Origin of the sequence: Paraburkholderia sp. BR10936, assembly GCF_040965735.1 — a bacterium.
Lineage (GTDB): Bacteria > Pseudomonadota > Gammaproteobacteria > Burkholderiales > Burkholderiaceae > Paraburkholderia > Paraburkholderia nodosa_A.
Genome location: NZ_JBFRCM010000011.1, coordinates 26,148 through 48,872, shown reverse-complemented (window position 1 = coordinate 48,872; position 22,725 = coordinate 26,148). Strand labels below are relative to the sequence as shown.

Annotated in this window: 21 protein-coding genes; 8 read left to right on the top strand and 13 right to left on the bottom strand. The window is 65.2% G+C overall.

The features are described 5' to 3' along the window. Nucleotides 1-22 precede the first annotated feature (22 nt). Both AB4Y36_RS22510 and gltA read right to left on the bottom strand, forming a co-directional pair. Nucleotides 23-2,302: an amylo-alpha-1,6-glucosidase gene (locus AB4Y36_RS22510; RefSeq protein ID WP_342946042.1), complete on the bottom strand. Its 2,280-nt coding sequence runs from the start codon at nt 2,300-2,302 to the stop codon at nt 23-25. Between the two features lie 247 nt (nt 2,303-2,549). Continuing rightward, a complete protein-coding gene (gene gltA, locus AB4Y36_RS22505) occupies nt 2,550-3,851 on the bottom strand; it encodes a citrate synthase (RefSeq protein ID WP_069262004.1) in 1,302 nt (433 codons plus the stop codon). 371 nt (nt 3,852-4,222) lie between these two features. On the opposite strand from gltA, the gene AB4Y36_RS22500 reads away from it, so the two are divergent. Next, on the top strand, nt 4,223-4,624 hold the full coding sequence (locus AB4Y36_RS22500; protein ID WP_028203504.1) for a hypothetical protein: 402 nt from the start codon (nt 4,223-4,225) through the stop codon (nt 4,622-4,624). 98 nt (nt 4,625-4,722) lie between these two features. Here the strand turns inward: AB4Y36_RS22500 and AB4Y36_RS22495 are convergent, their stop codons facing one another. The 3 genes from AB4Y36_RS22495 to AB4Y36_RS22485 all read right to left on the bottom strand — a co-directional run bounded on the left by AB4Y36_RS22495 (nt 4,723) and on the right by AB4Y36_RS22485 (nt 7,802). Next, a complete protein-coding gene (locus AB4Y36_RS22495; RefSeq protein ID WP_368684111.1) occupies nt 4,723-5,508 on the bottom strand; it encodes an alpha/beta fold hydrolase in 786 nt (261 codons plus the stop codon). A 236-nt stretch (nt 5,509-5,744) separates the two neighbouring features. Further along, nucleotides 5,745-6,800, bottom strand: coding sequence for a rod shape-determining protein (locus tag AB4Y36_RS22490; RefSeq protein WP_069262005.1), 1,056 nt, complete (start codon nt 6,798-6,800; stop codon nt 5,745-5,747). Nucleotides 6,801-7,151: 351 nt separating this feature from the next. Beyond that, nucleotides 7,152-7,802, bottom strand: coding sequence for an alpha/beta hydrolase (locus AB4Y36_RS22485; protein ID WP_069262006.1), 651 nt, complete (start codon nt 7,800-7,802; stop codon nt 7,152-7,154). Between the two features lie 276 nt (nt 7,803-8,078). Between AB4Y36_RS22485 and AB4Y36_RS22480 the strand changes: the two genes are divergently transcribed. Together AB4Y36_RS22480 and AB4Y36_RS22475 are read left to right on the top strand one after the other, a co-directional pair. Then, nucleotides 8,079-9,650: a DHA2 family efflux MFS transporter permease subunit gene (locus AB4Y36_RS22480; protein WP_342946041.1), complete on the top strand. Its 1,572-nt coding sequence runs from the start codon at nt 8,079-8,081 to the stop codon at nt 9,648-9,650. 107 nt (nt 9,651-9,757) lie between these two features. After that, nucleotides 9,758-10,684: a glutaminase gene (locus AB4Y36_RS22475; protein ID WP_069262008.1), complete on the top strand. Its 927-nt coding sequence runs from the start codon at nt 9,758-9,760 to the stop codon at nt 10,682-10,684. Nucleotides 10,685-10,740: 56 nt separating this feature from the next. On the opposite strand, the gene yfcF is transcribed toward AB4Y36_RS22475, so the two are convergent. After that, nucleotides 10,741-11,373 (bottom strand): glutathione transferase, encoded by a 633-nt coding sequence (yfcF, locus tag AB4Y36_RS22470; RefSeq protein ID WP_368684110.1) that lies wholly within the window; start codon nt 11,371-11,373, stop codon nt 10,741-10,743. A 92-nt stretch (nt 11,374-11,465) separates the two neighbouring features. Then, complete coding sequence (locus AB4Y36_RS22465; protein ID WP_069262009.1) at nt 11,466-11,735, bottom strand: hypothetical protein; 270 nt, start codon at nt 11,733-11,735, stop codon at nt 11,466-11,468. On the opposite strand from AB4Y36_RS22465, the gene AB4Y36_RS22460 reads away from it, so the two are divergent. Continuing rightward, complete coding sequence (locus tag AB4Y36_RS22460; protein WP_368684109.1) at nt 11,722-11,973, top strand: hypothetical protein; 252 nt, start codon at nt 11,722-11,724, stop codon at nt 11,971-11,973. The genes AB4Y36_RS22465 and AB4Y36_RS22460 overlap by 14 nt on opposite strands. Nucleotides 11,974-12,150: 177 nt before the next feature. Here AB4Y36_RS22460 and AB4Y36_RS22455 read toward each other — a convergent pair whose 3' ends face one another. Beyond that, a complete protein-coding gene (locus AB4Y36_RS22455; protein ID WP_368684245.1) occupies nt 12,151-12,795 on the bottom strand; it encodes a response regulator transcription factor in 645 nt (214 codons plus the stop codon). A 42-nt stretch (nt 12,796-12,837) separates the two neighbouring features. Then, nucleotides 12,838-13,743 (bottom strand): S1C family serine protease, encoded by a 906-nt coding sequence (locus AB4Y36_RS22450; RefSeq protein WP_368684244.1) that lies wholly within the window; start codon nt 13,741-13,743, stop codon nt 12,838-12,840. A gap of 162 nt (nt 13,744-13,905) precedes the next feature. On the opposite strand from AB4Y36_RS22450, the gene AB4Y36_RS22445 reads away from it, so the two are divergent. Then, nucleotides 13,906-14,838 (top strand): hypothetical protein, encoded by a 933-nt coding sequence (locus AB4Y36_RS22445; protein WP_368684108.1) that lies wholly within the window; start codon nt 13,906-13,908, stop codon nt 14,836-14,838. A 185-nt stretch (nt 14,839-15,023) separates the two neighbouring features. Here the strand turns inward: AB4Y36_RS22445 and AB4Y36_RS22440 are convergent, their stop codons facing one another. Beyond that, nucleotides 15,024-15,653 (bottom strand): glycine zipper 2TM domain-containing protein, encoded by a 630-nt coding sequence (locus AB4Y36_RS22440; RefSeq protein ID WP_141710563.1) that lies wholly within the window; start codon nt 15,651-15,653, stop codon nt 15,024-15,026. Between the two features lie 203 nt (nt 15,654-15,856). Then, a complete protein-coding gene (locus tag AB4Y36_RS22435) occupies nt 15,857-16,102 on the bottom strand; it encodes a hypothetical protein (protein WP_342946036.1) in 246 nt (81 codons plus the stop codon). Nucleotides 16,103-16,405: 303 nt separating this feature from the next. Between AB4Y36_RS22435 and AB4Y36_RS22430 the strand changes: the two genes are divergently transcribed. Beyond that, nucleotides 16,406-16,594 carry a hypothetical protein gene (locus AB4Y36_RS22430; RefSeq protein WP_342946035.1) on the top strand — a complete coding sequence of 63 codons (189 nt, stop codon included), beginning with the start codon at nt 16,406-16,408 and terminating at the stop codon, nt 16,592-16,594. A 24-nt stretch (nt 16,595-16,618) separates the two neighbouring features. On the opposite strand, the gene AB4Y36_RS22425 is transcribed toward AB4Y36_RS22430, so the two are convergent. Further along, the gene (locus tag AB4Y36_RS22425; protein WP_368684107.1) at nt 16,619-17,650 is read right to left on the bottom strand and encodes an alpha/beta fold hydrolase; all 1,032 of its coding nucleotides are present in this window, start codon (nt 17,648-17,650) and stop codon (nt 16,619-16,621) included. A 274-nt stretch (nt 17,651-17,924) separates the two neighbouring features. On the opposite strand from AB4Y36_RS22425, the gene AB4Y36_RS22420 reads away from it, so the two are divergent. Both AB4Y36_RS22420 and AB4Y36_RS22415 read left to right on the top strand, forming a co-directional pair. Next, the gene (locus tag AB4Y36_RS22420; RefSeq protein WP_069262016.1) at nt 17,925-18,467 is read left to right on the top strand and encodes a hypothetical protein; all 543 of its coding nucleotides are present in this window, start codon (nt 17,925-17,927) and stop codon (nt 18,465-18,467) included. Between the two features lie 483 nt (nt 18,468-18,950). Continuing rightward, a complete protein-coding gene (locus tag AB4Y36_RS22415) occupies nt 18,951-20,312 on the top strand; it encodes an MFS transporter (RefSeq protein ID WP_368684106.1) in 1,362 nt (453 codons plus the stop codon). A gap of 17 nt (nt 20,313-20,329) precedes the next feature. Here the strand turns inward: AB4Y36_RS22415 and AB4Y36_RS22410 are convergent, their stop codons facing one another. After that, nucleotides 20,330-22,558, bottom strand: coding sequence for a SulP family inorganic anion transporter (locus AB4Y36_RS22410; RefSeq protein ID WP_368684105.1), 2,229 nt, complete (start codon nt 22,556-22,558; stop codon nt 20,330-20,332). Nucleotides 22,559-22,725: the final 167 nt, after the last annotated feature.

The window sequence follows — 22,725 nt, the reverse complement described above, 5'->3', positions numbered from 1 at the left end:
CTTTGCAAGCCCGCGCCAAGATTCACAGCAACGCCACGACTTTCACGTCGCTGCGATCGGCCGATGCCACCACCTTGCCGTCCACACGGCGGAACATGAGCGTCACCGTATTCTTGCCCACACGCAGATCGTCCACTTCCAGCCAGTCGATGCCTTCGGGCAGCATGGGCTGCTCGACACGCACCTCGTTGCGCGCCGCGTCGATCGTCACGCCAAGACACGCTTCGAGCATCATGAACGGCGAGCCCGCGGCCCAGGCTTGCGGCAGGCAGGCCACCGGATACGCGGTGGGCGGCTCGCCGCGCCGGCGCGGGAACCCGCAGAACAGTTCGGGCAGACGCATGTCGAAGGTCACCGCAGCCTCGAACAGCGCCTGCAAGAGGCGCACTGCTGCCGCCTTGCGGCCATAGCGCGCGAGACCGCGTGCGCACAGCGCGTTGTCGTGCGGCCAGACCGAGCCATTGTGGTACGCCATGGGGTTGAAACGGGCCTGGCCCGCCGCGAGCGTACGCACGCCCCAGCCCGTGTGAAACAGCGCCGATTCGAGCACTTCCGCCACGGCGCGGCCGCGCTCCTCCTCGGGCAGCCCGAAGGCGAGCAGATGTCCGGCGTTCGACGCGAGCACGCGGCACAGATCGCCGTGGCCATCGAGCGCAATGCCGTAGAAGTCCGACTCCGGCATCCAGAACTTCTCCTCTACGCAGAGGCGGATTTTGGCGGCGCGTGCGGCGTAGCGCGCTGCGTCTTCGATCTGGCCGCGATGCGTGGCGAAGCGCGACATCGTTTCGAACGCAGCGCTCGCATATGCCTGCACTTCGACGAGCGCAATCGGGCCATCGGGGAAACGGCCGTCCGCGTGGAATACAGAGTCGTGGCTGTCCTTCCAGCCCTGGTTCGCGAGCCCGCCCTCCGATTCGCGCCGGTAGTCGAGCAGACCGAGTTTATTGCGGTCGCATACACCTGCGACCCAGGCCGCCGCACGCTCCAGCGCCGGCCATAACTCGTCGATCAGCGAAACGTCGCCCGTGCGTTCGACATAAGCGCCCGCCAGCACGACGAAGAGCGGCGTGGTGTCCACCCCGCCGTAGTAGAGCGCAAACGGCACTTCGCCTGTGGCGGCCATCTCGCTCTTGCGCATTTCGTGCATGATCTTGCCGACCGCCGCGTCGCGGAACGCCGAATCCTCGCGCGCCTGATGTTCCGCGAGAAAACGCAGCACGCCCTGCGCGAGCGCGGGCGTGAGCCACAGCGTCTGCAGCGAGGTGATGACCGCGTCGCGGCCGAACGGCGTGGAAAACCATGGAATGCCCGCATACGGATACGGGCCGGTCGGCAGGTCGGTGGTGAGCAGACCGAGGTCGGCGATCGAGCGGTTGATCCACGCATTGAAGAGCGGATTGCTCGAACGCAAGTGCGCCGCCGCTCGGCGGCGTTCGCGCATCACGATATGCGAATCCACCAGCGCGGCGCGCTGAGCGGCGCGGCCCACGCGCTGCTCCTGCGAGTCCGCGAGGCAATGCGGCGGCTGGAAGATGCCCGCGCTCTGTGTGCCGGGCGCGGCGCCGGGCATGGCCTCGACTTCGATCGCCACCGTGAGATAGATCGAGACGCAGGCCTGCGCGGGCAGATCGACCGTGAAGTCGGCGCGATCGGCGAGGAGTTTGTTCGGCGTGGGCGAGAACTCGATACGCACGCGCCGCGCAACCTTGTCGAGGCCGATGTATTCGAGCCGGACTTCGCCGTCTTCGACTCGCGGCGGCATGAGCGTGCCGCGTTTTTCGCGCTTCAGGCCGCGTACTTCGAACATGTCGCGGAAGTCGCTCGCGAACGAGATGGAAAGCGGCACCACGGCGTCTTCCGTGCCGTAGTTCGTGAGCTCGATGGCCTCGGTCATCATCGTGCCGGAGAGCACGCGCTCGCGCTGCACGTGAATCACGCCTTCGGGCGTGGTACTGCCGCCGAGCGGCGGCAGCGGACGATTGGTCAGGTGGGCCGTGAACACGGCGTTGTCGCTGCTCACGCTGCCCGAGAGCAGTGAAGGCACGCGTCCGCCGAAAGTGAGGCGCAGCGACGAGAGCACACGCGTGTCGTTGACGAACAGGCCGTCGTCGATGCCGGTGATGTCGCCGAGCGGATCGTTGACGATGAAGGTGCCACCCGACTTCAGCACATGCTGGTCGGCGCTTGCGACCTCCGGCGTTTCGGGCGCGATGAACGCGCTGTCGGTTTCCCGCGTGTCCTGGTCGGGATGATCCACGCCGCTTGAGCGCGTGACGCCGCCGAGTGTTTCAGGATCCTGCATTGCGTGCCTCCTGGGTGCCATGCAAAGGGTTACGGTACGGTTCGCTTGCGGTTGATTGTAGTGGCTTCGGCGCACGTGTTGGGCGAATGCGCAAAGAACGGCCGAAAGATACGCGCGAAATGAGTGGCAAATCGCAGTGCGGAGCAAGGAACGTGCGCGGAAAAAATTGCGGGCGCCGGCACGACGTAACGTGCGGGCGCCCGTGGAGGCCATGCGCTCGCGCCGGAAGCGGCGCGCGCCGTGAGGATCAGCGTTGCGAAATCGGCTTCGCGACGCGCGGCGTTTCGCCGATGAAGAGTTGGCGCGGACGGCCGATTTTCTGCTCGGGGTCGGCGATCATTTCGTTCCACTGCGCGATCCAGCCCACCGTGCGTGCCATCGCGAAGATGCAGGTGAACATCGAGGTCGGGATGCCCAGCGCGCGCTGCACGATGCCCGAGTAGAAGTCGACGTTCGGGTACAGCTTGCGCGACACGAAATATTCGTCTTCCAGCGCGATCTTTTCGAGCTGCATGGCGAGCTTGAACAAAGGATCGTCGTGCAGGCCCAGTTCGTTCAGCACTTCGTAGCACGTTTCGCGCATGAGCTTCGCACGCGGGTCGTAGTTCTTGTACACGCGGTGGCCGAAGCCCATCAGCTTCACGCCCGAGTTCTTGTCCTTCACCTGCTCGATGAACTTCGGGATGTTATCGACCGAGCCGATTTCTTCGAGCATGTTCAGTGCGGCTTCGTTCGCACCACCGTGCGCCGGGCCCCACAGGCAAGCGATGCCCGCGGCGATACACGCGAACGGATTCGCACCCGACGAACCGGCCAGACGCACGGTAGACGTCGAAGCGTTCTGCTCGTGGTCGGCGTGAAGGATGAGAATGCGGTCGAGCGCGCGCACGAGCACGTCGTTGACCTTGTACTCCTCGCTCGGCGCGGAGAACATCATGCGCATGAAGTTCGCGCTGTACGACAGGTCGTTCTGCGGATACACGAACGGCTGGCCGATCGAGTACTTGTACGCCATGGCGACGAGCGTCGGCAGCTTCGCGATCATACGGATCGCCGACACCTCACGATGCTCCGCGTTGTTGATGTCGAGCGAGTCGTGATAGAACGCGGACAGCGCGCCGACCGCCGCCACCAGAATCGCCATCGGATGTGCGTCACGGCGGAACCCCCGGAAAAAGAAGTGCATCTGCTCGTGAACCATCGTGTGGTTCGTCACCGAGGCCACGAATTCGTCCTTCTGCTGCTGCGTGGGCAGCTCGCCCTTGAGCAGGAGGTAGCAGCTTTCGAGGAAGTCGGCGTTTTGCGCGAGGTTGTCGATCGGGTAGCCGCGGTAGAGCAACTCGCCCTTGTCGCCGTCGATATAGGTGATCGCCGAGTTGCACGACGCCGTGGACATGAAGCCCGGGTCATACGTGAACATGCCGGTCTGGCCGTACAGCTTGCGGATGTCGATCACGTCCGGGCCCTGGGTGCCCTTGTAGACCGGCAACTGCACGCCTTCAGCGTGGCCGGGGATCGTGAGCGTGGCGTGTGTCTTCGAGTCGATCATTGTGTGTCCTTGAATTGCTGTCACATCGCAATACTTCGCGCATAACTTCGCGCAACAGGACGCAGCCGCCGGAATGGCCGGCATCGCTGCGACCGCTTGCCGCATTCTACGGCGCGGTGCAGCATCGATTGATAGTGCAGCCAGCAACAATCCCTCTTCAACGCCGCAACACTGCGAAGCTTGCGGCTTCCTTAACGCCGATTCCTGCAACAATATTTTGCTCTTGCAGCGCAACATGTCGCACCCCATCTTTGCGATACTGCTTGACATGCAAGGGTTTTCCATTACTTGCATTTTGTAATCCAGCCGGATCTCACGGGCGGCCGTTTTCACCGCCACACGCGCTTAAAGCAAACGTAAGGAAGCAACAGATGAACATCTCGGTCGACACCCTGTTCGCAGAAGACGAACAAGCAGAGGGCGCCGTTGTCACGGCACTCAATCACCAGGACATCGTGGTCGCACTGTCTGCTGCGCTCGCCAGCGAACGCGTGGCCGTGCTGCACATGCTGTATCCGCGCACCGACGCGCGCACGCACCGCAGCCTCGATCACCTCGTGGACGCGCTCAACGGCCACGGCCTGCACCAGGTCGCCCGCCTCGTTTCGCAGGAAGCGCACTATCTCGTGTTCAAGGATCCGGTGAAGGCATGGAAGGCCTTTCACGAAATCCGCAACGATTCGCTCGCGATCGGCGTGCACCTCTACTACGCGGGCCTCGTCGGCGAGGCGGCCGAGCACAAGCTCGACGCCCACGCGCACGGTCGCGACTAGGCGAGAGTCCTTCGGACTACGGTATTTCTCGCAGCAACGAAAAGGGGCGGCCGCATCGCGTGGCCGCCCCTTTTTCGCATCGCGTGAATCAGCGCGCGTCAGCGCCCGTGGCCGCTCACGAAGCGGTCGATCAACTCGTTGAACGCCGCGGGCCGCGCCAGATTCATCCCATGCGATGCGCCCGCCACACTCGCGCGGCGCGCATCGGGCAGCCAGGCGTCGAGCGCGGCCACGGCCCGATGAAACACTTCCGGGCTCAGCTCGCCGTCGATCAGCAGCACGGGGCATTGCACCTCGGCGGCTTGCTCGCGCGAGTACGCAAGCAGCGGATCCTGAAACTGCGGCCCAAGCGTGTGCGCGTTGTCGGTGGCCATGCGGCGAAACCCATGTGTGCTCTTCGCCCAGAAGCCGGGCCGGCTCACCGAATCGACGAACAACTCCAGCCCCGCGTCCACCTGGCCCGACTCGATCAGCGCCACGGCGCGGGCGCGCAGCGCATTGACGTTCTCGGGCAGCGTGGCGAGCGTCTGGCCCGGCTGCTGGACCGGCCCGCCAGGATCGGCGAGCGTGAGCGTGCGCAGGTGCTGCGGATGGCGCCGCGCGAACTGGAACGACACGAGGCCGCCGCGCGAATGCCCGATCACATGCGCCGGGCCGGCGCCCAGGGCATCGACGAACGCCGCAAGCTCATCCGCATGCTGCCGCCAGCTGAACGGCAGGCCGCGTGCCGCCTCCGCGGCGGGCCAGTAGTGCGTGAGACTCACCGAGACACAGCGATACTGCTGCGCGAGGCCGGCCAGCTGTGGCTGCCAGTAGCGGTAGTCACAAAGCGAGCCGTGCACGAAGAGAAGAAGTTCGCCCGCGCCTCGTTCGACATAGGGCATGGGCAGGCCTCCGGGCAGTTCGATGAACGTACCGGGGGCCGGAAAGGCGGCTGGATTCACGGCTGGACGATGTGGAGACAACGGGACAGCGGCGCATTGCAACGGACAACGGCCTACGGGCAGTCCATCGCGGCGCATGCCGGCAAAGTGGCGTATTGTCCCATGCCCGCGGCGCCAACAGCGGTCAAGCCGGCGCCCTCGCGAAGCGGCCTTGCCTCGTGCGCCGGCTTGGGCCGTTATTCGACCATTTCGAAAGCGTGCTCGCTCATGAGCGAGGCCGCCGCGCCCGCGCCGCGCACCGCGCAGGTGAGCGGCTCGTCGGCCACGCGCACCGTCACGCCAAGTTCGGCAGCTAGGCACTGGTCGAGCCTGCCGAGCAGCGAACCGCCGCCCGTGAGCACGATGCCGCTATCGGCGATATCGGTGACGAGTTCGGCGGGCGCCGTCTCCAGCACCTGCCGCACCGTGTTGATCACCACGCGCAAGGGCGCGGCTAGCGCGTCCACCACGTCGTGGCTCGTGATCTCGACCGTGCGCGGCAGACCGTCTTCCATGCTGCGTCCGGTCGCGCGTATGCGTTCGATGGGTTCGCCGTAGAGCGCGCAGCCAATCGTCTTTTTCACGTGTTCCGCGGTCTGGTCGCCCAGCACGACGCCATAGAGCGTGCGCACATGATCGACGATGGCGCGGTCGAACTGGTCGCCGCCCACGCGCACCGAGCCGCTGCACGCCACGCCGCCTAGCGCGACGATGCCCACTTCCGTCGTGCCGCCGCCGATATCGACGACCATCGAGCCCGTCGCCGCGTGCACCGGCAAACCCGCACCGAGCGCCGAAGCCAGCGACTCGCCGATCAGGTTCACGCTCGCCGCGCCTGCCGCGAAGGCCGCCTCGCGAATCGCGCGGCGCTCGACGCGCGTCGCGCCCGCCGGCACGCACACCGTGAATGCCGCACGGCGGCCGAGCAGACGGCGCGGCTGCGCCATCGCCACGAAGCGGCGCATCATGTGTTCGGCAGCGGAGAAATTGGCGATCACGCCGTGCGAGAGCGGCCGCACCGTCTCCATATTGGCCGGGGCGCGGCCAAGCAGATCCTTCGCCTCGCGGCCCACCGCCGCCACCGTCGTCTCGCTCGCCCCCGCGCGGCGTTCGAAGCAGACCACGGAGGGCTGATTCAGCACGATGCCCTTGTCGGCGGTGTAGATGAGCGTGTTGGCCGTACCGAGATCGAGCGCCACGTCCTGGCGGAACAGCCTTTTGGAAAAAATGGATTGCGGCTTGGCTCGGGCCATATTGGTCTGAAGTTCAGTTCTTTTTGGCGACCCGGCAGACGACGCGCCGCCGGATGGCATTCCCGATGGCGGCCTCGTCCAGGCAGCGCGAACCAGCCGCGCGCCGGGCGGAACGGGCCTACGCGGCCCATAAGGTCGCGGCGACTCCCCGTATTAACGGCCGCGACCGGCGCGAACTTTAGCCGGTCCAAAAACAACTGCCTAGGTTATGCGGAAAATATGGCCGAAATACGACACTACGGGCTTATGCCACTGCCAATTTGTACCGATTTAGCCCGCCGATGCCGGCCGATACCTGCTGATTAACGGGGACTGACCTCGTCCCCGCCAGCGACCGGATCGGTCTCGCGATTAGCCGCGCGCGAGCGCGCGCACCAGGGCGTCGCGCCCAAGCATGACGCCCTGCGGCGTGATCGTGTGGCCGACGCCCGGCAGCGCGAAAGCGGTGACCGCGAAGCCCGCGTCGCTGAACGCGGCTGCGGCGCGCTCCAGTTCGCTCGCCGGAATCACTTCGTCGTCCTCGCCGTGCACGAGCGTGAGCACCGTGCGGCTTTTCGCGACCACGGGCGTAACGAGCCGGCCCGCATACGCGACCACGGCCGCCGCGCCCGCCGCCTGTGTGGCCACGTGGTACAGCGACATGATCGAGCCTTGCGAGAAGCCCACCAGCGCGAGCGCGTCGTGACCGAGCCCCCAATGGGCGAGTTCGGCGGCGAGCCGCCGCTCGAACACCTGCGAGGCGGCAACGACGCGCGCCTCGCGATTGGTCTCGCTGATGTCGCGCAGGCTGAACCACTGGCGTCCGCCGAAGCCGCCGTCGAACGGCTCGCTGCCGTCGAGCGACGAGAACGCGACGCCCGGCAGCGCGTCGCGCCACACGTCGGCGAGCGGCGTGAGGTCCTGTGCGTTGCTGCCTACCCCGTGCAGCAGCACGACGAGCGCGTGCGCGGCGCCATCGGCCGGCGCCAGACGCCAGCCCCCTTCGAATGCTTCCCAGCTCATGGTCGGACCTCCCCTGTACTGACGATCGTATTGTGTGTCCAGCGCACGCATTTTGCGCGGCGCGCGGCAGGCGCAAGGATACGCTCGCCGCGCTACGCGTGTACGAAAGACTCCATTTCCCGGCGTTACATAAAGCCGCAACGGCAGCCCGATCGCGCGCGAAAGCCATTCGCAAGCCCCATGACCCTGCGCCGCATGGGGATGCTCCGCGGCTGGCGATGACAAAAGGCGATTACAGGTATCCTGTGCCGCAAACCGAATACGCGGAGAACACGCTTGAATCAGCCCGCCGCATCATCGGCGCCGCCCGCGCCGCCGCCGCCGCTCCAGGGAGGCAGTCTGGTCCTCGGCACTATCGCGGTCTCGCTCGCGACCTTCATGAACGTGCTCGACACGTCGATCGCCAACGTCGCCATTCCGACCATCTCCGGCGACATGGGCGTTTCCGTCGACGAAGGCACATGGGTCATCACCGTGTTCGCGGCGGCCAACGCCGTTTCCATTCCGCTGACCGGCTGGCTCACGCAGCGTTTCGGCCAGGTGCGCCTGTTCGTCACCTCGATTCTCTCGTTCGTGCTGGCGTCGTGGCTGTGCGGCATCGCGCCGACCCTGCCGTTCCTGCTCGTCGCGCGCGTGCTGCAAGGCGCCGTGGCCGGCCCGCTCATTCCGCTTTCCCAGGCCGTGCTGCTCGGATCCTGGCCGAAAGACAAATCGTCCACCGCGCTCGCCTTCTGGGCGATGACCACGACCGTCGGCCCGATCGCGGGACCGGCGCTCGGCGGCTGGATCACCGATAGCTACAACTGGTCGTGGATCTTTTACATCAACATTCCAGTGGGCCTCTTCGCGGGCTTCGTCACGTGGACGATCTATCGCAACCGCGAGTCACCCACGCGCAAGCCGCCTATCGACATCGTGGGCCTCGGTCTGCTCATCACCTGGGTTGCTTCGCTGCAGATCATGCTCGACAAGGGCAAGGACCTCGACTGGTTCAACTCGCCGGTGATCGTGACGCTCGGCATCCTCGCGCTCATCAGTTTTGCGTTTTTCCTCGTGTGGGAGCTGACCGAGGAGCACCCGATCGTCGATTTGCGTTTGTTCGGACAACGTAACTTCCTCGGCGGCACGATTGCGATTTCAGTGGCGTACGCGGTGTTCTTCGGCAATCTGGTGCTGCTGCCGCAATGGATGCAGGAGTACCTCAATTATCGCTCCGTGGACGCAGGCCTCGTGACCGCGCCGCTCGGCGTGTTCGCGGTGATCCTGTCTCCGGTCGTGGGGCGCCTGTTGCCGCGCTCCGACGCGCGCATCATCGCGACGATCGCGTTCGTGATGTTCGCGGGGGTGTTCTACATGCGTTCGCAGTACGTGATCGAAATCGATACCTTCCATCTCGTGCTGCCCACGCTGCTGCAAGGCATCCCCATGGCGCTCTTCTTCGTGCCGCTCACCGCGATCATTCTCGCGGGGCAGCCGCCGAGCCGCGTGCCGGCGGCGGCTGGCCTCTCGAACTTCGTGCGCGTGTTCTGCGGCGCAGTGGGCACCTCGATCGCGACCAACGCCTGGAACAACCGCACGATCCTGCATCACGCGCGACTCACGGAACAAGCCTCGGTCAACAACCCGACTTTCGTGCAGGCGATGGACCAGACCCAGAAGGTGCTGAATATGAGCGAGCCCTCCGCACGCGCGCTGTTCGACTTCCAGCTCACCACGCAGGCCGCCATGATGGGCCTGAACGACATTTTCCATATCTCGGCGATCATCTTTCTCGTGATCATTCCGCTCATCTGGATCACGAAGTCGACGAAGGGCGGCGCAGGCGGCGGCGCAGCAGGGGCGCATTGACCCGAGAGGTCGAGTCAGGGCGCGCAATGAAGCCGTGGCGGTAAGCGCGAGCCGCTACAATCGCGGGACCGCGGCGGGCGCTCTGCCGCGATTGCCTGGCTCCCTCCATGAATCACACGTTCGACTACACGCCCATCCTCGACGCCATCCATCGCGACCTGCAGCCGTATATCGGCACGGGCCGCGTTGCCGACTACATTCCCGAACTCGCCACGGTGCGCGCCGATCACTTCGGCATGGCTATCGTCACGGTGGACGGCCAGGTGTACCGCACCGGCGACGCCGATGTGCGCTTTTCCATCCAGAGCATTTCGAAGCTGTTCGCCTGCACGCTCGCGTTCCAGCTGCTCGGCGACGTGCTCTGGCAGCGCGTGGGCCGCGAGCCTTCGGGCACGGCATTCAACTCGCTCGTGCAGCTCGAATTCGAGGCGGGCAAGCCGCGCAACCCGTTCATCAACGCGGGCGCGCTCGTCGTGACCGACGTGCTGTGCCGCCGCTTCGTGCAGGCGGAAACCGCGCTCGTCGATTTCATGCGGCGCCTTTCGGGCGAGCCCGGCATCGGCTACGATCTGCGCGTCGCGCAGTCGGAACTCGCGCACGCCGAACGCAATCGCGCGATGGCGCATTTCATCGCAAGCTTCGGCAACCTGGAGATGCCCGCCGATACCGTGATCGACGCGTATTGCCGCCAGTGCGCGATCTCGATGAGCTGCGTGGAACTGGCGCGCGCAGCACTCTTTCTGGCCAACGGCGGCGTCTCGCCCGCGAGCGGCGAACCCGTGCTCGACGCAAGTTCGGCCAAGCGCCTTTCCGCGCTGATGCTGACCTGCGGCACCTACGACGCGGCCGGCGACTTCGTGTACCGCGTCGGTTTGCCCGCGAAGAGCGGTGTGGGCGGCGGGATCATCGCGGTGCTGCCCGGCGAATTCGCGGTGTGCGTGTGGTCGCCGGGCCTCGACGCGACGGGGAATTCGCTGGTCGGCTCGCTGGCGCTGGAGTGGTTGACGACGCGCACCGGGCGCTCGATTTTCTGAGGCTGGGGTAAACGTCATCCGGTCAGCATCCGCAAGCCCTGCGTGACGACACAGCCTTAGAGCGGCGGCCGCTCGAGCGTGAGCCAGCGCTGCACGGAGGGCCTCTGCCACTGAGCCAGGGCGTATTGCGCCAGCCGATGCGGCACCGGATCGCCGTTCAGCACCAGACGGTTCAGCATCAACGCGAGGTCCACGTCGGCGATCGACCACTCGCCGAAAAGATGCTTTTCGCCTTGTGCGAGCAGCGCGTCGGCCATCGCGAAGAGTTTCTCCGCCGCGAGTTGCGCCGCGCCGGAAAGGGGCGCCGTGGTCGGGCCGTAAAACACGACCTCGGTCGAGCGCTCCTGGCGGATCGGCATGAGATCGCTGCGCAGCCACGCCTGAACCTGGCGCGCGCGGGCGCGCTGTTGCCGGTCTGCCGGATAAAGCGCCACGCCGGGGAAGGTTTCTTCGAGATACTCCGTGATCGCCGAGGACTCCGAGAGCGCGAAGCCGTCGTGGATCAGGGTCGGCACGCGCCGCGTGAGCGACTTCGCCGCGAATTCCGGCTGCTGGTTTTCGCTCTTCGCGAGATCGACCGTCGAAAGCTCGAACGCGAGCGCCTTTTCGTGCAGCGCGACGAAGACGGACATCGCGTAGGGACTGGCGTACTGGGCGTCGGCGTAGAGGTGGAGAGCGGGGTTGGTCACAGTCGGCTCCGTTGTTGGCGCCGACGATAGTAGCAAGCCCAGCCGCCGTTGCGCTCGGCCACCGGCAGGCTGATCGACTCAGCCTGCCCCGCCTAAGCCGTCGCCGAGACCAGCCCCGTGGTCTTGCCGCTCGCGACCATCAGCTGCGCCAGCGAAGTCTGCACGCTCGCCAGTTGCGACGCGATCTGGCTGACCTGGCTCGCGTCCGATTGCGACGCCGAGCTCAACGCGCTCTGCGCATTCTGGATCTGCGCCTTGATCTGGCTGACCTCGCCCGAGTTCGAGCCTTGCGCCGCGGCGCTGGATGTCTGCGACGACACCTGCGCGAGCTGCGCCTGAAGCGACGCGATGAGCGCGTTCAATTCGTCGACTTCGCTCGAAGACGAACTGCTGGAGGATGCCGCTGCGCCTCCACCGCCGCCGCCCGACTTCGAAGACGCCGAAGTGCCCTGCGTCGAAGTCGACGTCGACGTGGTGCCGCTGCTGGGTGTGCTCGTCGACGAACTCGTCGTGCTGCTGTCATTCGGGTTCGACGATGCCGCGCCCGAGGAAGCGCCGTTGCCTGCGCCGCTCGTCGAAGCCTGCGTGCCGCCGCCGTAGGCGGTCGTCGTGGTCGTCGTCGCGGTAATGGGTTGAATCTGCATGGAATCTTTCTCGCCGTAAGTCAGGGGCTGCGCAGCGCTGCCGAATAACGCCCTATCCGTGTGTTATCGGCAAGCTTGACGGTTTCTTGAGCGCTGTCCGTGCCGCTTTTATCGCGGGGCGGTCGTGGCCTGCTTACACCATGATGTATCCGTGCCGCATGCCGAGCATCACCGCCTCGGTGCGATTGGTCGCGCCGAGTTTGCCGAAGATGGACGAGAGGTGCGATTTCACCGTGTTGTCCGAGATGTCGAGTTGCCGGGCGATCTCCTTGTTGCCGAGTCCGTCGGCGAGCATCGCCAGCACTTCGATCTCCCGTAGCGACAAGGCTTCGAACGGTCCGCCGGATGCCGACTGGCGCAACGGTTTTCGTCCAGCGAGCAGCCTTGCGAGGATGTCGGGCGACAGCACGCACAGGCCGGCGGCCGCCGCTTCGATGGCCGCGACGATCTCGGCGGGCGTCACGTCGCGCGACAGGATTGCCGTCGCATAGGCGGGCAGTTCGTCGAGGAACGCGTCGCTATCCGGGTCGTCGAGCAACAGGACCAGCGCCGCTGGTGCGTGGCCTGGGTCGAACAGCGTCTTGAGCGCGTCGCTCGCCTGAGGCTCGATGTCGGCTACGACGACATCCGGCACCGAACCGGCGAGGTAAGCGGCGAGCGTTTCGGCGTCGGCGGCGCTACCGAGGAACGCGAGTGCCGGCTGCGCCTCGACGATCGCCTCGAGGCTCCCACGCACCTCCGGCGATGCCGCGATTACCGCCACCCGCACCGGCCCCATGAGTTCCATCGTTCCATCCCACATATCGCCGTGTCCCGGACCTCACCTGCATGCATGCCGTTGGGGCCGTTCGCCCACGGCGACCGTGCACGCGTGGCGCTCGCCGCCCCGGATCAACGTGACTGGCAACGGCTGCCCGATGCCCGTCGAGCCCAGCGCGGCGTGCAGGTCACCGATGTCGCGGCAAGGTTGGCCGTCCAGTTCGATCAGCACATCGCCGATGAGCACGCCTGCCTGTTCCGCAGGACCGCCCGGCGCAAGCGAGCTGATCAGCAATCCGCTATTGAACGACAGGTTCATTTTGTCCACCCATGCGTTCGGCAGGCTGACCTGCTGTGTGCCGACGCCAAGATAGCCCCGCGAGACGCGTCCCTTGGCCAGCAGTTCGTCGGCGACACGCTCCACCGTCATCGCGGGAATCACCATGCCGGCGCCGCGCATCAGTCCCGAGGTGCAGATGCCCACGACCTGACCGCGCATATCGGCGAGCGCCGCGCCCGAGAACCCCGGGCGCAGACCGCCGTCCAGCCGCACGAATGCGTCGAGCTGGCCGCCTCGCCACGTGCGCCAGGCACCACCCGTGCTGCCGATCACGCCAAAATCCGCGCTGACGCCGAGTTCGTCGGCACGCGCGACGGCGAGCGCCAGATGACCCGGCTTCAGTGAGCCGGCATCGCCGGACTCGACCGGGCCCAGGTCCACGCCGTCCAGCTTCAGCACGGCGAGGTCCGTGCCCGGATCCTGGCCTGCGAGGACCGCGGCAACCGTACGACCGTCGCTCAAGGTGATTTCGATCCCCTCCTCGCGCCGGATCGTATGGGCAGCCGTCACGACGACGCCATGGCGCCAGATTACGCCACTCGACGGCATGCGATGCCGGCCATGGATTGCCACGACGCTCTGCCCGACTCGCGCGACAATGTCGGCCAGACCGTCCGAGAGAGCCATCAAAGGATTTGCGCCCGAAGATGTCGTTTCCATTTCACGTCTCCTGCCAGTGTGGGTTCACCATTCGTGGGTTCACAATGACAGAACGACGGGCGGCGCGCACCACCCAAATGGGTAGTCGTAGCGATGCAGATCACACGGAGTCAACGTGGGAGGAAGGCCATGAGTACGCTTGCCAGATTCACATCGGGCGTCCGGTGCACGCGCCTGTGGTGGATGGCCGCGATGACCGCGGCGCTCTGTTTGCTGGGCCAGGGCGCTTTCGCGCAAGCGGACGTCAGGGCGACGAGCCTGCGCGAAAAGTACCAGAGTCTCACGCAGCAACTCGCGCAAAACCAGTTCCAGCGCCCGCTATACCTCGAATCGCAGGAGTTGCCTTCGGCACTCAAAGGGGACATTTACGGTGTGGTCAACTTCCCTTTCGCGACGGTCAGCGACACGCTCAACCATCCGACTCAAGGGCCGGCCAACTGGTGCGATGTGCTGATCCTGCACTTGAACATCAAGTACTGCCATGCCTCGACCGGCGCGAGCGGTACGGTGCTCGCGGTGAATATCGGCAAGAAAACCGAGGAATCGCTTACCTCATCTTACCGCGTGCAATTCGCCTGGAACCAGGCAGTGAGCAGCCCTGATTATTTTCGCGTGGAGCTTTCCGCCGCCACGGGTCCGCTGAGTACGAAAGACTACCGGATCGTGGTGGAGGCCATACCCGTGGGCGACGATCGGACCTTTATTCATCTGACTTACGCCTACGGTTACGGCACGGCCGGCCGGCTTGCCATGAAAGCCTATCTGGCAACGATAGGCAGCGACAAAGTCGGCTTTTCCACGACCCGCGATCCGTCGACGAACGAAACGCGATACATCGGCGGCGTACGCGGTCTGGTCGAACGCAACACCATGCGCTATTACCTCGCCATCGAAGCGTATCTCGATGCGCTTTCCAGCCCGCCCAATGGCCGCCTCGACAAACGCCTCACCAAGTGGTTCGATGCCACCGAGCAGTATCCGCGCCAATTGCACGAGGTCAGCCGCGCCGACTACATGCAAATGAAGCACAACGAATATCAGCGTCAGCAGATCGCGCAGTAGTGCGCGTATGAGCCCGTGCGGCGCACGGGCGTTACGGCGCAGGTTTTCCACACTCCCGCTGCGCTCGCCCGTTGGACGAACGCAGCCGACGCCTGCTCCACGAGCGCCGCGTTTTGCTGCGTCGCTTCGTCGATCTTGCGTGGCGGCAAACGCCTCCGTGACGTCGGATGAAACAGCCGCCGGAATCAGTAGCGCGCGAGCTGGCTGCCGTTGACCTGTACGCGATCGCCTGGGCGCAGGTCGCCGGGCGTCGGCACGTTGAACGCGCGGGTCGAGCCGTCGCTCAACTGCACGTCGATCTGGAATCCTGCGGGCTGGCCCATCTGCTGGCCGATCCGGTTGCCTGCATAGGCTCCCCCGAGCGCGCCGATGACGGTCGCCGCGTCGCGGCCGTGGCCACCGCCGACCTGATTGCCGAGCACGCCGCCAACCAGCGCGCCGACCACGGTTCCGGCGATGCCCGAAGCACCCGTGGCGTTGCTCAACGGCCGGATGCTCGAGATCGTGCCGTACTGCGTACCGTATTGGTTGCCGTATTGCGGGTTGTACTGCGCACCGTACTGACCGTTGCTTTGCGAGTCATACGGCTGTTGCGGCGCAGGCGGCGGTGCGTAGGCGGGTTGCTGCACGGTGCCCGGTTGTGCGTAAGCGGGCTGGCCGTACGCAGACGCCGCCGGTGCTGCATATTGGCCCTGGTAGCCTTGCTGCGCGCCGTACTGCGAGTAGCCCGGAGCAACGCATGCGGACAACGAAAGACTGGCTGCAGCGACAAGCGCGGCGGTGAGGGCGGACTTGGTAGAGAGCATGGACGTCACGGTGGGTTCGCATTGCCGCCGCTGCGGGCACGACAAGCATGAGGAGGAGTGGCGATTGCGCGGCAGTATAAGCAAAGCCCGCCCGGACGTCCGCTGGGCGCGGGTAACAACGTGTAAAGTTCGTTGCCGGATGAATGGCGGCGCGCCGAGCGCGGTGCCATTCATCCGTTGGAATCAAGCTGGCGCCGGATTCCCCGAAAGTTTCAATGCAGCGTTTGGACGCTGCCGATGGTGTCGGCACCCGCATCTTCGGACGCGGCCTGTTCGATGATCGCGCAGCGGAAATCGAACTTGACGCGAAGGATCGCGGATTCGACCCGTGCGTCGCCGCGATGGCCCTTCAGGCGAGTATCGATCGCCTCCTCGACGGCGAGAATCGCCTGCTCGATACTCTCCGGATCGTCGCTGTCGAAGCCGACCTCGACCTCTATGCTCTCCAGCAGGTTCAACGCGGTTGCAATGTCTTCGGAAGCGACGAATAGCGTCTCGGCGTTCTCTCTCATCTACCCTCCCCGTTGGATTGTCCAGCTCAACAGACAGCTGCGAGTTGCACGTCTATCGTTGCACATCCGGAACAAATCTGCCGGCGACGACGGCCGATGTTGGGTTCGAAACAACGGAAGGGTTGCCGTCCACCGTGAAGCGAATAGAATCGAAGGTTCCAGCCGATAGCGTAAAGGCAATCGAGCCGGCTTCGGGCGCGGTTTTGACCTGCTAGACTGGAAGTTCCCCCGCGAACCATGGAGGGAATCATGACGACTGTCTACGTGGTAAAGACTGGCGAGCAGTACCTCTGCTGCGCAGAGGACGGCGATATCGGCATGGCGCCGGAGATTGGCGGGGCCAAGTCCTTCGTCTCATACGAGGAAGCCGAAAAGGCGGCGTCCGAGAACGCCGACCCCGGATACGAAATCGTCGCCGTCAGTGTTGCCACACACTGACGCGCAAGGCGGCTCCGCCTCGCCTTACCGGAACTTGCCAGCCGGTGCTTTCGGCTGGCTTTCGGCTGCGCCGCCGGCCAGCGCGTGAACCGATCCGGCGAGGAAGTTCAGGATGAATTCGTTCACCTCGTCCGGACGCTCTTGTTGCACCCAGTGACCCGCCTTCGCGATGAGATGCTTCTTCCATAGGTTGGGAACGTTGCTCTCCAGCGCGTCGTAGTCCTTCGCGGCCATTTTCACGACGCCGTCCAGCTCTCCCGCGAGAAAGAGCGTCGGTTGCATGATCCGGGCGCCGTCGAGGAAGCTGGTGAGCGCCCAGTTCCGGTCGATATTCCGATACCAGTTGATTGGCCCGCGAAACCCGCTGCGCTCGAACTGAGCGACGAAATATTGCAGATCCGTTTCGGTCAACCATCGCGGAAGCTCATCGGGCAACGTGAGGTTGTCCACGAATCGAGTCGATTTGGGAAAGATCGCGAAATTGGCCGGCTGTCCTTTCACCACCGGGTCTCCCGACGCCGAGTAGAGAATGCCGAGCATCGAGCGACGGACATCTTCTTCCAGTTCACGCTCGATGCGTCCCGGCAACTGAAAATAGTCCTGATAGAAGTGACACTCCTGCGCGATCTGCGCAAAGCGCACCGATGGGCGCACCGGACGTCGAGGCATGTAAGGCACGCTCAGCAGGCCGAGAACGGGAAACAGGTCGGGGCGCAGCAACGCTGCGTAAGCAGCGACAGCGGCGCCCCAGTCATGTCCGATCAGAATCGCCTGCTCTTCACCGAGCGCCTTGACGAGGCCAACGAGGTCGCCGACCAGGTTCAGAATGTCGTAAGCCTCGATCGCTTCCGGGGCCTCGGTGAGCCCATATCCGCGCTGGTCCGGCGCAACCGCGCGATAGCCCGCAGCCGCCAGCGCATCGATCTGCCAGCGCCACACGTACCAGGACTCCGGCCAGCCGTGGCAAAGCAGCACGAGCGGGCCCGTGCCTCTTTCGACGTAGTGCATGCGGATGCCGTTGACGTACGCGAACTTCTCCTGGAACCCGTTCATCATGGAGTCGACCTCGTCTCACGCGGTGGGAAAGCGCCTGGCGGTCATTGTGAATGCAGTACCGCAATGCTTCAACCACATCAGTCGTTTTGAGCGTGAGCCGGATATCAAGGATCGACGCGTGCCGTGCGGCCCTCCCCCCACGCAATGACGCTCAGGTAACCGGCGTGTCCATGTCGACGACCTCCGGGGGCCGTACGGCGGCGAAACGCAGACGCTCTTTACGTCAACCGGCCAGTCTTCTTCGTCCTAGAATTCCTTTCAGGGGGGAGGCGACATGAAGCGCGAAGTGGTCACTGGGCTGCTGTGCGGCGCACTACTCGCCGGCTGCGTGACGGCCGGCGTCGAGGTCAGGCCCGAACAGATGGCGAACTTCAGGCACGGTGTGACGACGCTGCAGGACGTGATCGTCGCGCTCGGCCCGGCGTCGGTCGAGACCGCGTTGGACGACGGCTCGACGCTGCTCGTCTACACCTACGTGACGTCGCGTCCGCACCCGGAAAGCTATATCCCCTTCATCGGCTCGCTGGTCGCCGGCGCCGACACACACTCGTCGGCGGCCGTGTTTCTGTTCGATTCGCACGGTCTTCTCAAGGGCGCCAACAGCACGGGCTCGAACGTCGGCACTGGCATGACCGCGGCCCATAGCGCGGAGCCCCGAGCGCCCGTGCCGGTTTCAGACGCGCCCGTTGTTGGCAAGGGCGTCCCGCCGCCCGCCGTTCAGACCGCCCAGCCGACGCCGGAAGAAGACGCCGCGCCCGCGTCGCAAATGCCTGGCGAACCGCTGGAAATCAACGTTCAGCCGGCTCCCGTCGAATAGCCATATCCCAATGTCAAACTTGCCCTGGCTTTCGCAATATCCTGCTGGCGTTGCGGCCGACGTCGACCTCGACGACTACCCTCGATGGCAGCCCTGCTGGAACAGGCCGTCGCGCGCTTCGGCGACAGGATCGCCTTTCAAGGCGCGCGGAGTACCCGTCCAGTTCGCGATAAGTGAGATTCACGCCGAGCTGATGCGGCGACAATTGCGAGGCCGGTTGGTGAATGAGATCTGACTTTTCCGCCGCCGAAGAACCAAACCATTCGAAAAACGACGTTGTCTTGCCCTCCCGCGACGGCACCAGTCCGATGTCGCTTCCAGCGCGTCACCCTGTCGGCTTCGTTCTAGGAGCGACATTTCTGGTCGCATTAACTGTGCAAATCATTACCGTGCGACTTCAGCGTTAAAACCGCTCGCCTCCCATGGCTTCACCATTCGGGGTGATACGCACGTCTTATTCAACGCACAAGGGACGGCCAGATCATGAAAGCGTATCAGCCCAAAGTGGACCCAAAGACGCTTCGCAAGGTGATCGTTGCCGCTGCGGTTGGCAATTTCGTCGAATGGTTCGACTTTGCCGTTTATGGATTTCTGGCGACCCTGCTGACTCGCCAGTTCTTTCCGAATGGCGACCCGGCGATCGCGTTGATGAAGACCTTCGCGGTGTTCGCCGTCGCCTTTGCATTCAGACCGCTCGGCGGGGTCTTCTTCGGCGTGGTGGGAGACCGGGTGGGCCGCAAGAAAACGCTCGCCCTGACCATCTTGATCATGGCAGGGGCAACAACGGTCATCGGCTTCCTGCCGACCTACGCATCGGTCGGCATGCTCGCCCCCTTGCTGCTCGCAATCGTGCGCTGCGTGCAAGGTTTTTCCGCCGGCGGCGAATACGCCGGCGCCTGCGCGTATCTGATGGAACATGCGCCTAAGCACCAGCGCGCGCGATACGGGAGCTTTCTTCCGGTCTCCACGTTCCTGTCGTTCGCGAGCGCCGCAGTCGTGGCGTCGGGACTGGACGCCGTGCTGTCGCCAGAGGCGATGAGCAATTGGGGCTGGAGAATCCCGTTCATCGCCGCGGCGCCTATCGGTCTGGTCGGACTGTATCTGCGCACGCGCCTTGGTGAAACGCCATCGTTTGCTGCAGTCGAACACGATCACGACCTCGCTCATGCCCCGCTGCGCGAAACGCTAAAGACCCAGGCAGGCGCGATCGTGCGCCTGGGTGCCTTGGTGTCCGTGACTGCGCTCTCCTTCTATACGTTCACGACCTATTTCGCGACGTATATGCAGGTCGTCGGTCATCTGAGCCGGGCCAACGCGTTATTGGTCACGGTCTTCGCACTCGTCTTCGCCGCGGCCATCTGCCCGCTCGCCGGCCTCTACTCCGATGCCGTGGGAAGACGAAAAACCGTCTTCACGGCATGCGCCATCCTGATCGCGGCGGTGTACCCCTCTTTTTCGCTGGGAGGCTCAGGGGATTTTCGTTCCGCGATTGCTGGCGCATGCATGCTTGCGCTCGGCGCGGTCCTGTCGGGTGTGGTCACGGCGGCACTGCTCTCCGAAATCTTTCCGACCCGCACCCGTTACACCGCTTCGGCGATCACCTACAACCTGGCCTACACGATCTTTGGCGGCACGGCGCCGCTTGTCGCCACCTGGCTGATCGAGTCGACGGGTAACAGCATCTCGCCCGCTTACTACCTCATCGCCGTCTCGCTGCTGGCACTGGTTGGCGGGTTGTCCTTGCCGGAAACGTCGCGGATTTCGCTCGACGATCCCCCGCATGAAGGTGTAACGGAACACGTTGCGGCGCGAAGTCTGCAAGACGCACCGCACAATTCAGTCTGACGTGAACCCTCCGCTGCTCAGTAGGCCGCGCGCAGGGCCTCCGTGGCCAAGGCAAGGCGCGACGCAATGACCTTCACCAGAAAGCGATGAAACTGCTGGGCGGCCACGGGGTCGTCCCGCTCGAGCGCGACGAGCGCCGCCAGCGACAGCCTGCGCACCCGCGTCGGCGCCTCGGCGAACACGTCCGCGCTGCGCGGTTGCTGCGTGTATACGGCCATTTCCCCGATGACCGTGCCCGGCAGGCAGGCGCGCACCCGCACCGACCGCCCGTTGCCGAGCGGCAGCGAAACGGCGAGCCGCCCGCGCTCGATGAGGTACAGCGCGTCGCCCGGGTCCCCGCGAAGAAACAGCGCCTGGCCCGCCTGCAGATCCTTCGCTTCGAGCCGCGTGGAGAGCGTGTTCAGCGCGCTGGCCGTGAAATGCGGCGCGAGCAGTGAATTGAGGTCGTCACCGGGTTTCGGCGCGAGCGCACTCGACGCGAGCAGCTGGTCTTCGACCCATTCCAGGCCCGCATCGAGCGTGTCGAATTCGCGAATACGCAGATTGAGCGTGCCGGTTTTCGTCAGCAGATCGCGCGAGCGCGACGGCAGCGCGGTCAGGATCAGGTCCGCGTCCGTCGCCGCGCAGAGCTGCCGCAGCTTGACGAAGCTGATCGACACCGACGCGTCGATGCCCTGGGTCGCCGCGAAATCAAGTACAACGAATCGAACCCGCACCGGAGTGCGCGCGGCGAGGCGCTCCCGTATGCGCTGGAGGATCGAATTGGCCGTGCCGAAAAAGAGAAACCCTTGCAGGCACATGCCGCACACCTGCGCGCCGAGCCCGCGCAACGCTTCGGTCTCCTCGATGTTGCGCTCGACATTCGAGGTCCGGGTGCGCAGGTCGAACGCCATGCGAATGCAGCTCACGCGGCCGTAGAGCAGCGTGAACATCACGCACGCGGCAATCACGCCCGCGCCCACGCCGATGAGCACGCCCCAGCCCGCGATCGTGCAGAGAATGACGGGCACGAGCAGATACTCGTACCAGGCGAGCTTCGCCCAGGCGCCGACCACCCATTGCACGATGAGGCGCAGCCCCATGAAAAGCTGGAGGCCGACGAGCACCGGCACGGGAAAGAGCGCGACAAAACCGGGCGACGCGGCCAGCACGACGAGGCATGCGAGCGAGGCGAACACGCCCGCCAGCCGGCTCGTCGCGCCCACGCGCGCGTTGAGCATCGAGCGATTGAACGACTGATAACCGACCATGCCGCCCAACAGACCGCTCGCGAGATTGGCGAGGCCCGCGGCCCGCAGCTCGCGATTGAGGTCGACTTCCTCGCCCGTCGCCGCGCCGATCGCCGTCGAATTCATCAGGATCGTGACGGCCGAAACCGAGGTGACCACGAGGCTCTCCGGAAGGTGTGCGGTGATCGCCGTCCAGTCGATGCCGCCCTGCCCGAGCTGCGCGCGCAGGTGCAGCTCCGGTAGCCCGGTGAGCCGCAGCGCCGCGCGCGGCAGCAGCAGGCCCATGGCGCGCGCGTCGTCGATCGACAGGCCCGCGGCACGCAGCAAAACGTAGAAGAGCACGATGCCGAAGGCCAGCGTGAGCGGCAGCGCGGCAACGTGCTTCCAGCTGCGCATCAGGATCGTGGCCAGCACGCCGACGACGAGCGCGGGCAACCATGCGAGCCAGTGGAGATGCGTCAGCAACGCGAGCGTGCGCCATTGCAGCGACTCGCCCGTCATGACGCGAAACGCGCCGGCGAGCAGCAGATAGCCCGTGCCGGCGAGGAAACCGCCGAGGACCGGGTAAGGCAGGAACTGCAGCGAGCGGCTGCGCTTCGACGACCCGATTGCGTAGAGCACGACGCCGGTCACGAGCGAGCAAAGCGCGATGGCAATCAGCACGGTGAGCAGCAGCGTTTGCGGCGAACCGCCGTCCGCCCGCACGCTGCTCGCGACGCCTGCCGCCACGCCCGCAAGAAACGCCGCCGCGTTGCTGTCGGGGCCGCCGATGTTCAGGCGCATCGAACTCGTCAAGGCGATCACGAGCGCGGTGACGACACAGCTGACGAGCGCGGTGGGCACGCCGAGCATGGCGTAGCGGGCGAGATCGGCGCTGAAGATCAGCGTGCCGAGGCTCATCGCGTAGCACAGCATGACGAGCGCCGATACCGCACCGGCCGCCAGATCGCCGGGCAGCGCCGCGATGGGCGAGCGCGGCGGGACGTCGGCGACAGTAACGGTCTTGCCCGGCTTCACGTGAATTCCCGGTGGAATGCGCGAGGCGCGATGGGGAGCGATCCAGTATCCGTCCGCGCCGGAAAGCCTGTCAAACGCCGTACGCGGCCCGTGGCGCGCGCCTACACTGGAAATTCACCGGCACGATCCCCCGACGGGCTCGGGGCGGTTCGCATCAGGCAACCGGC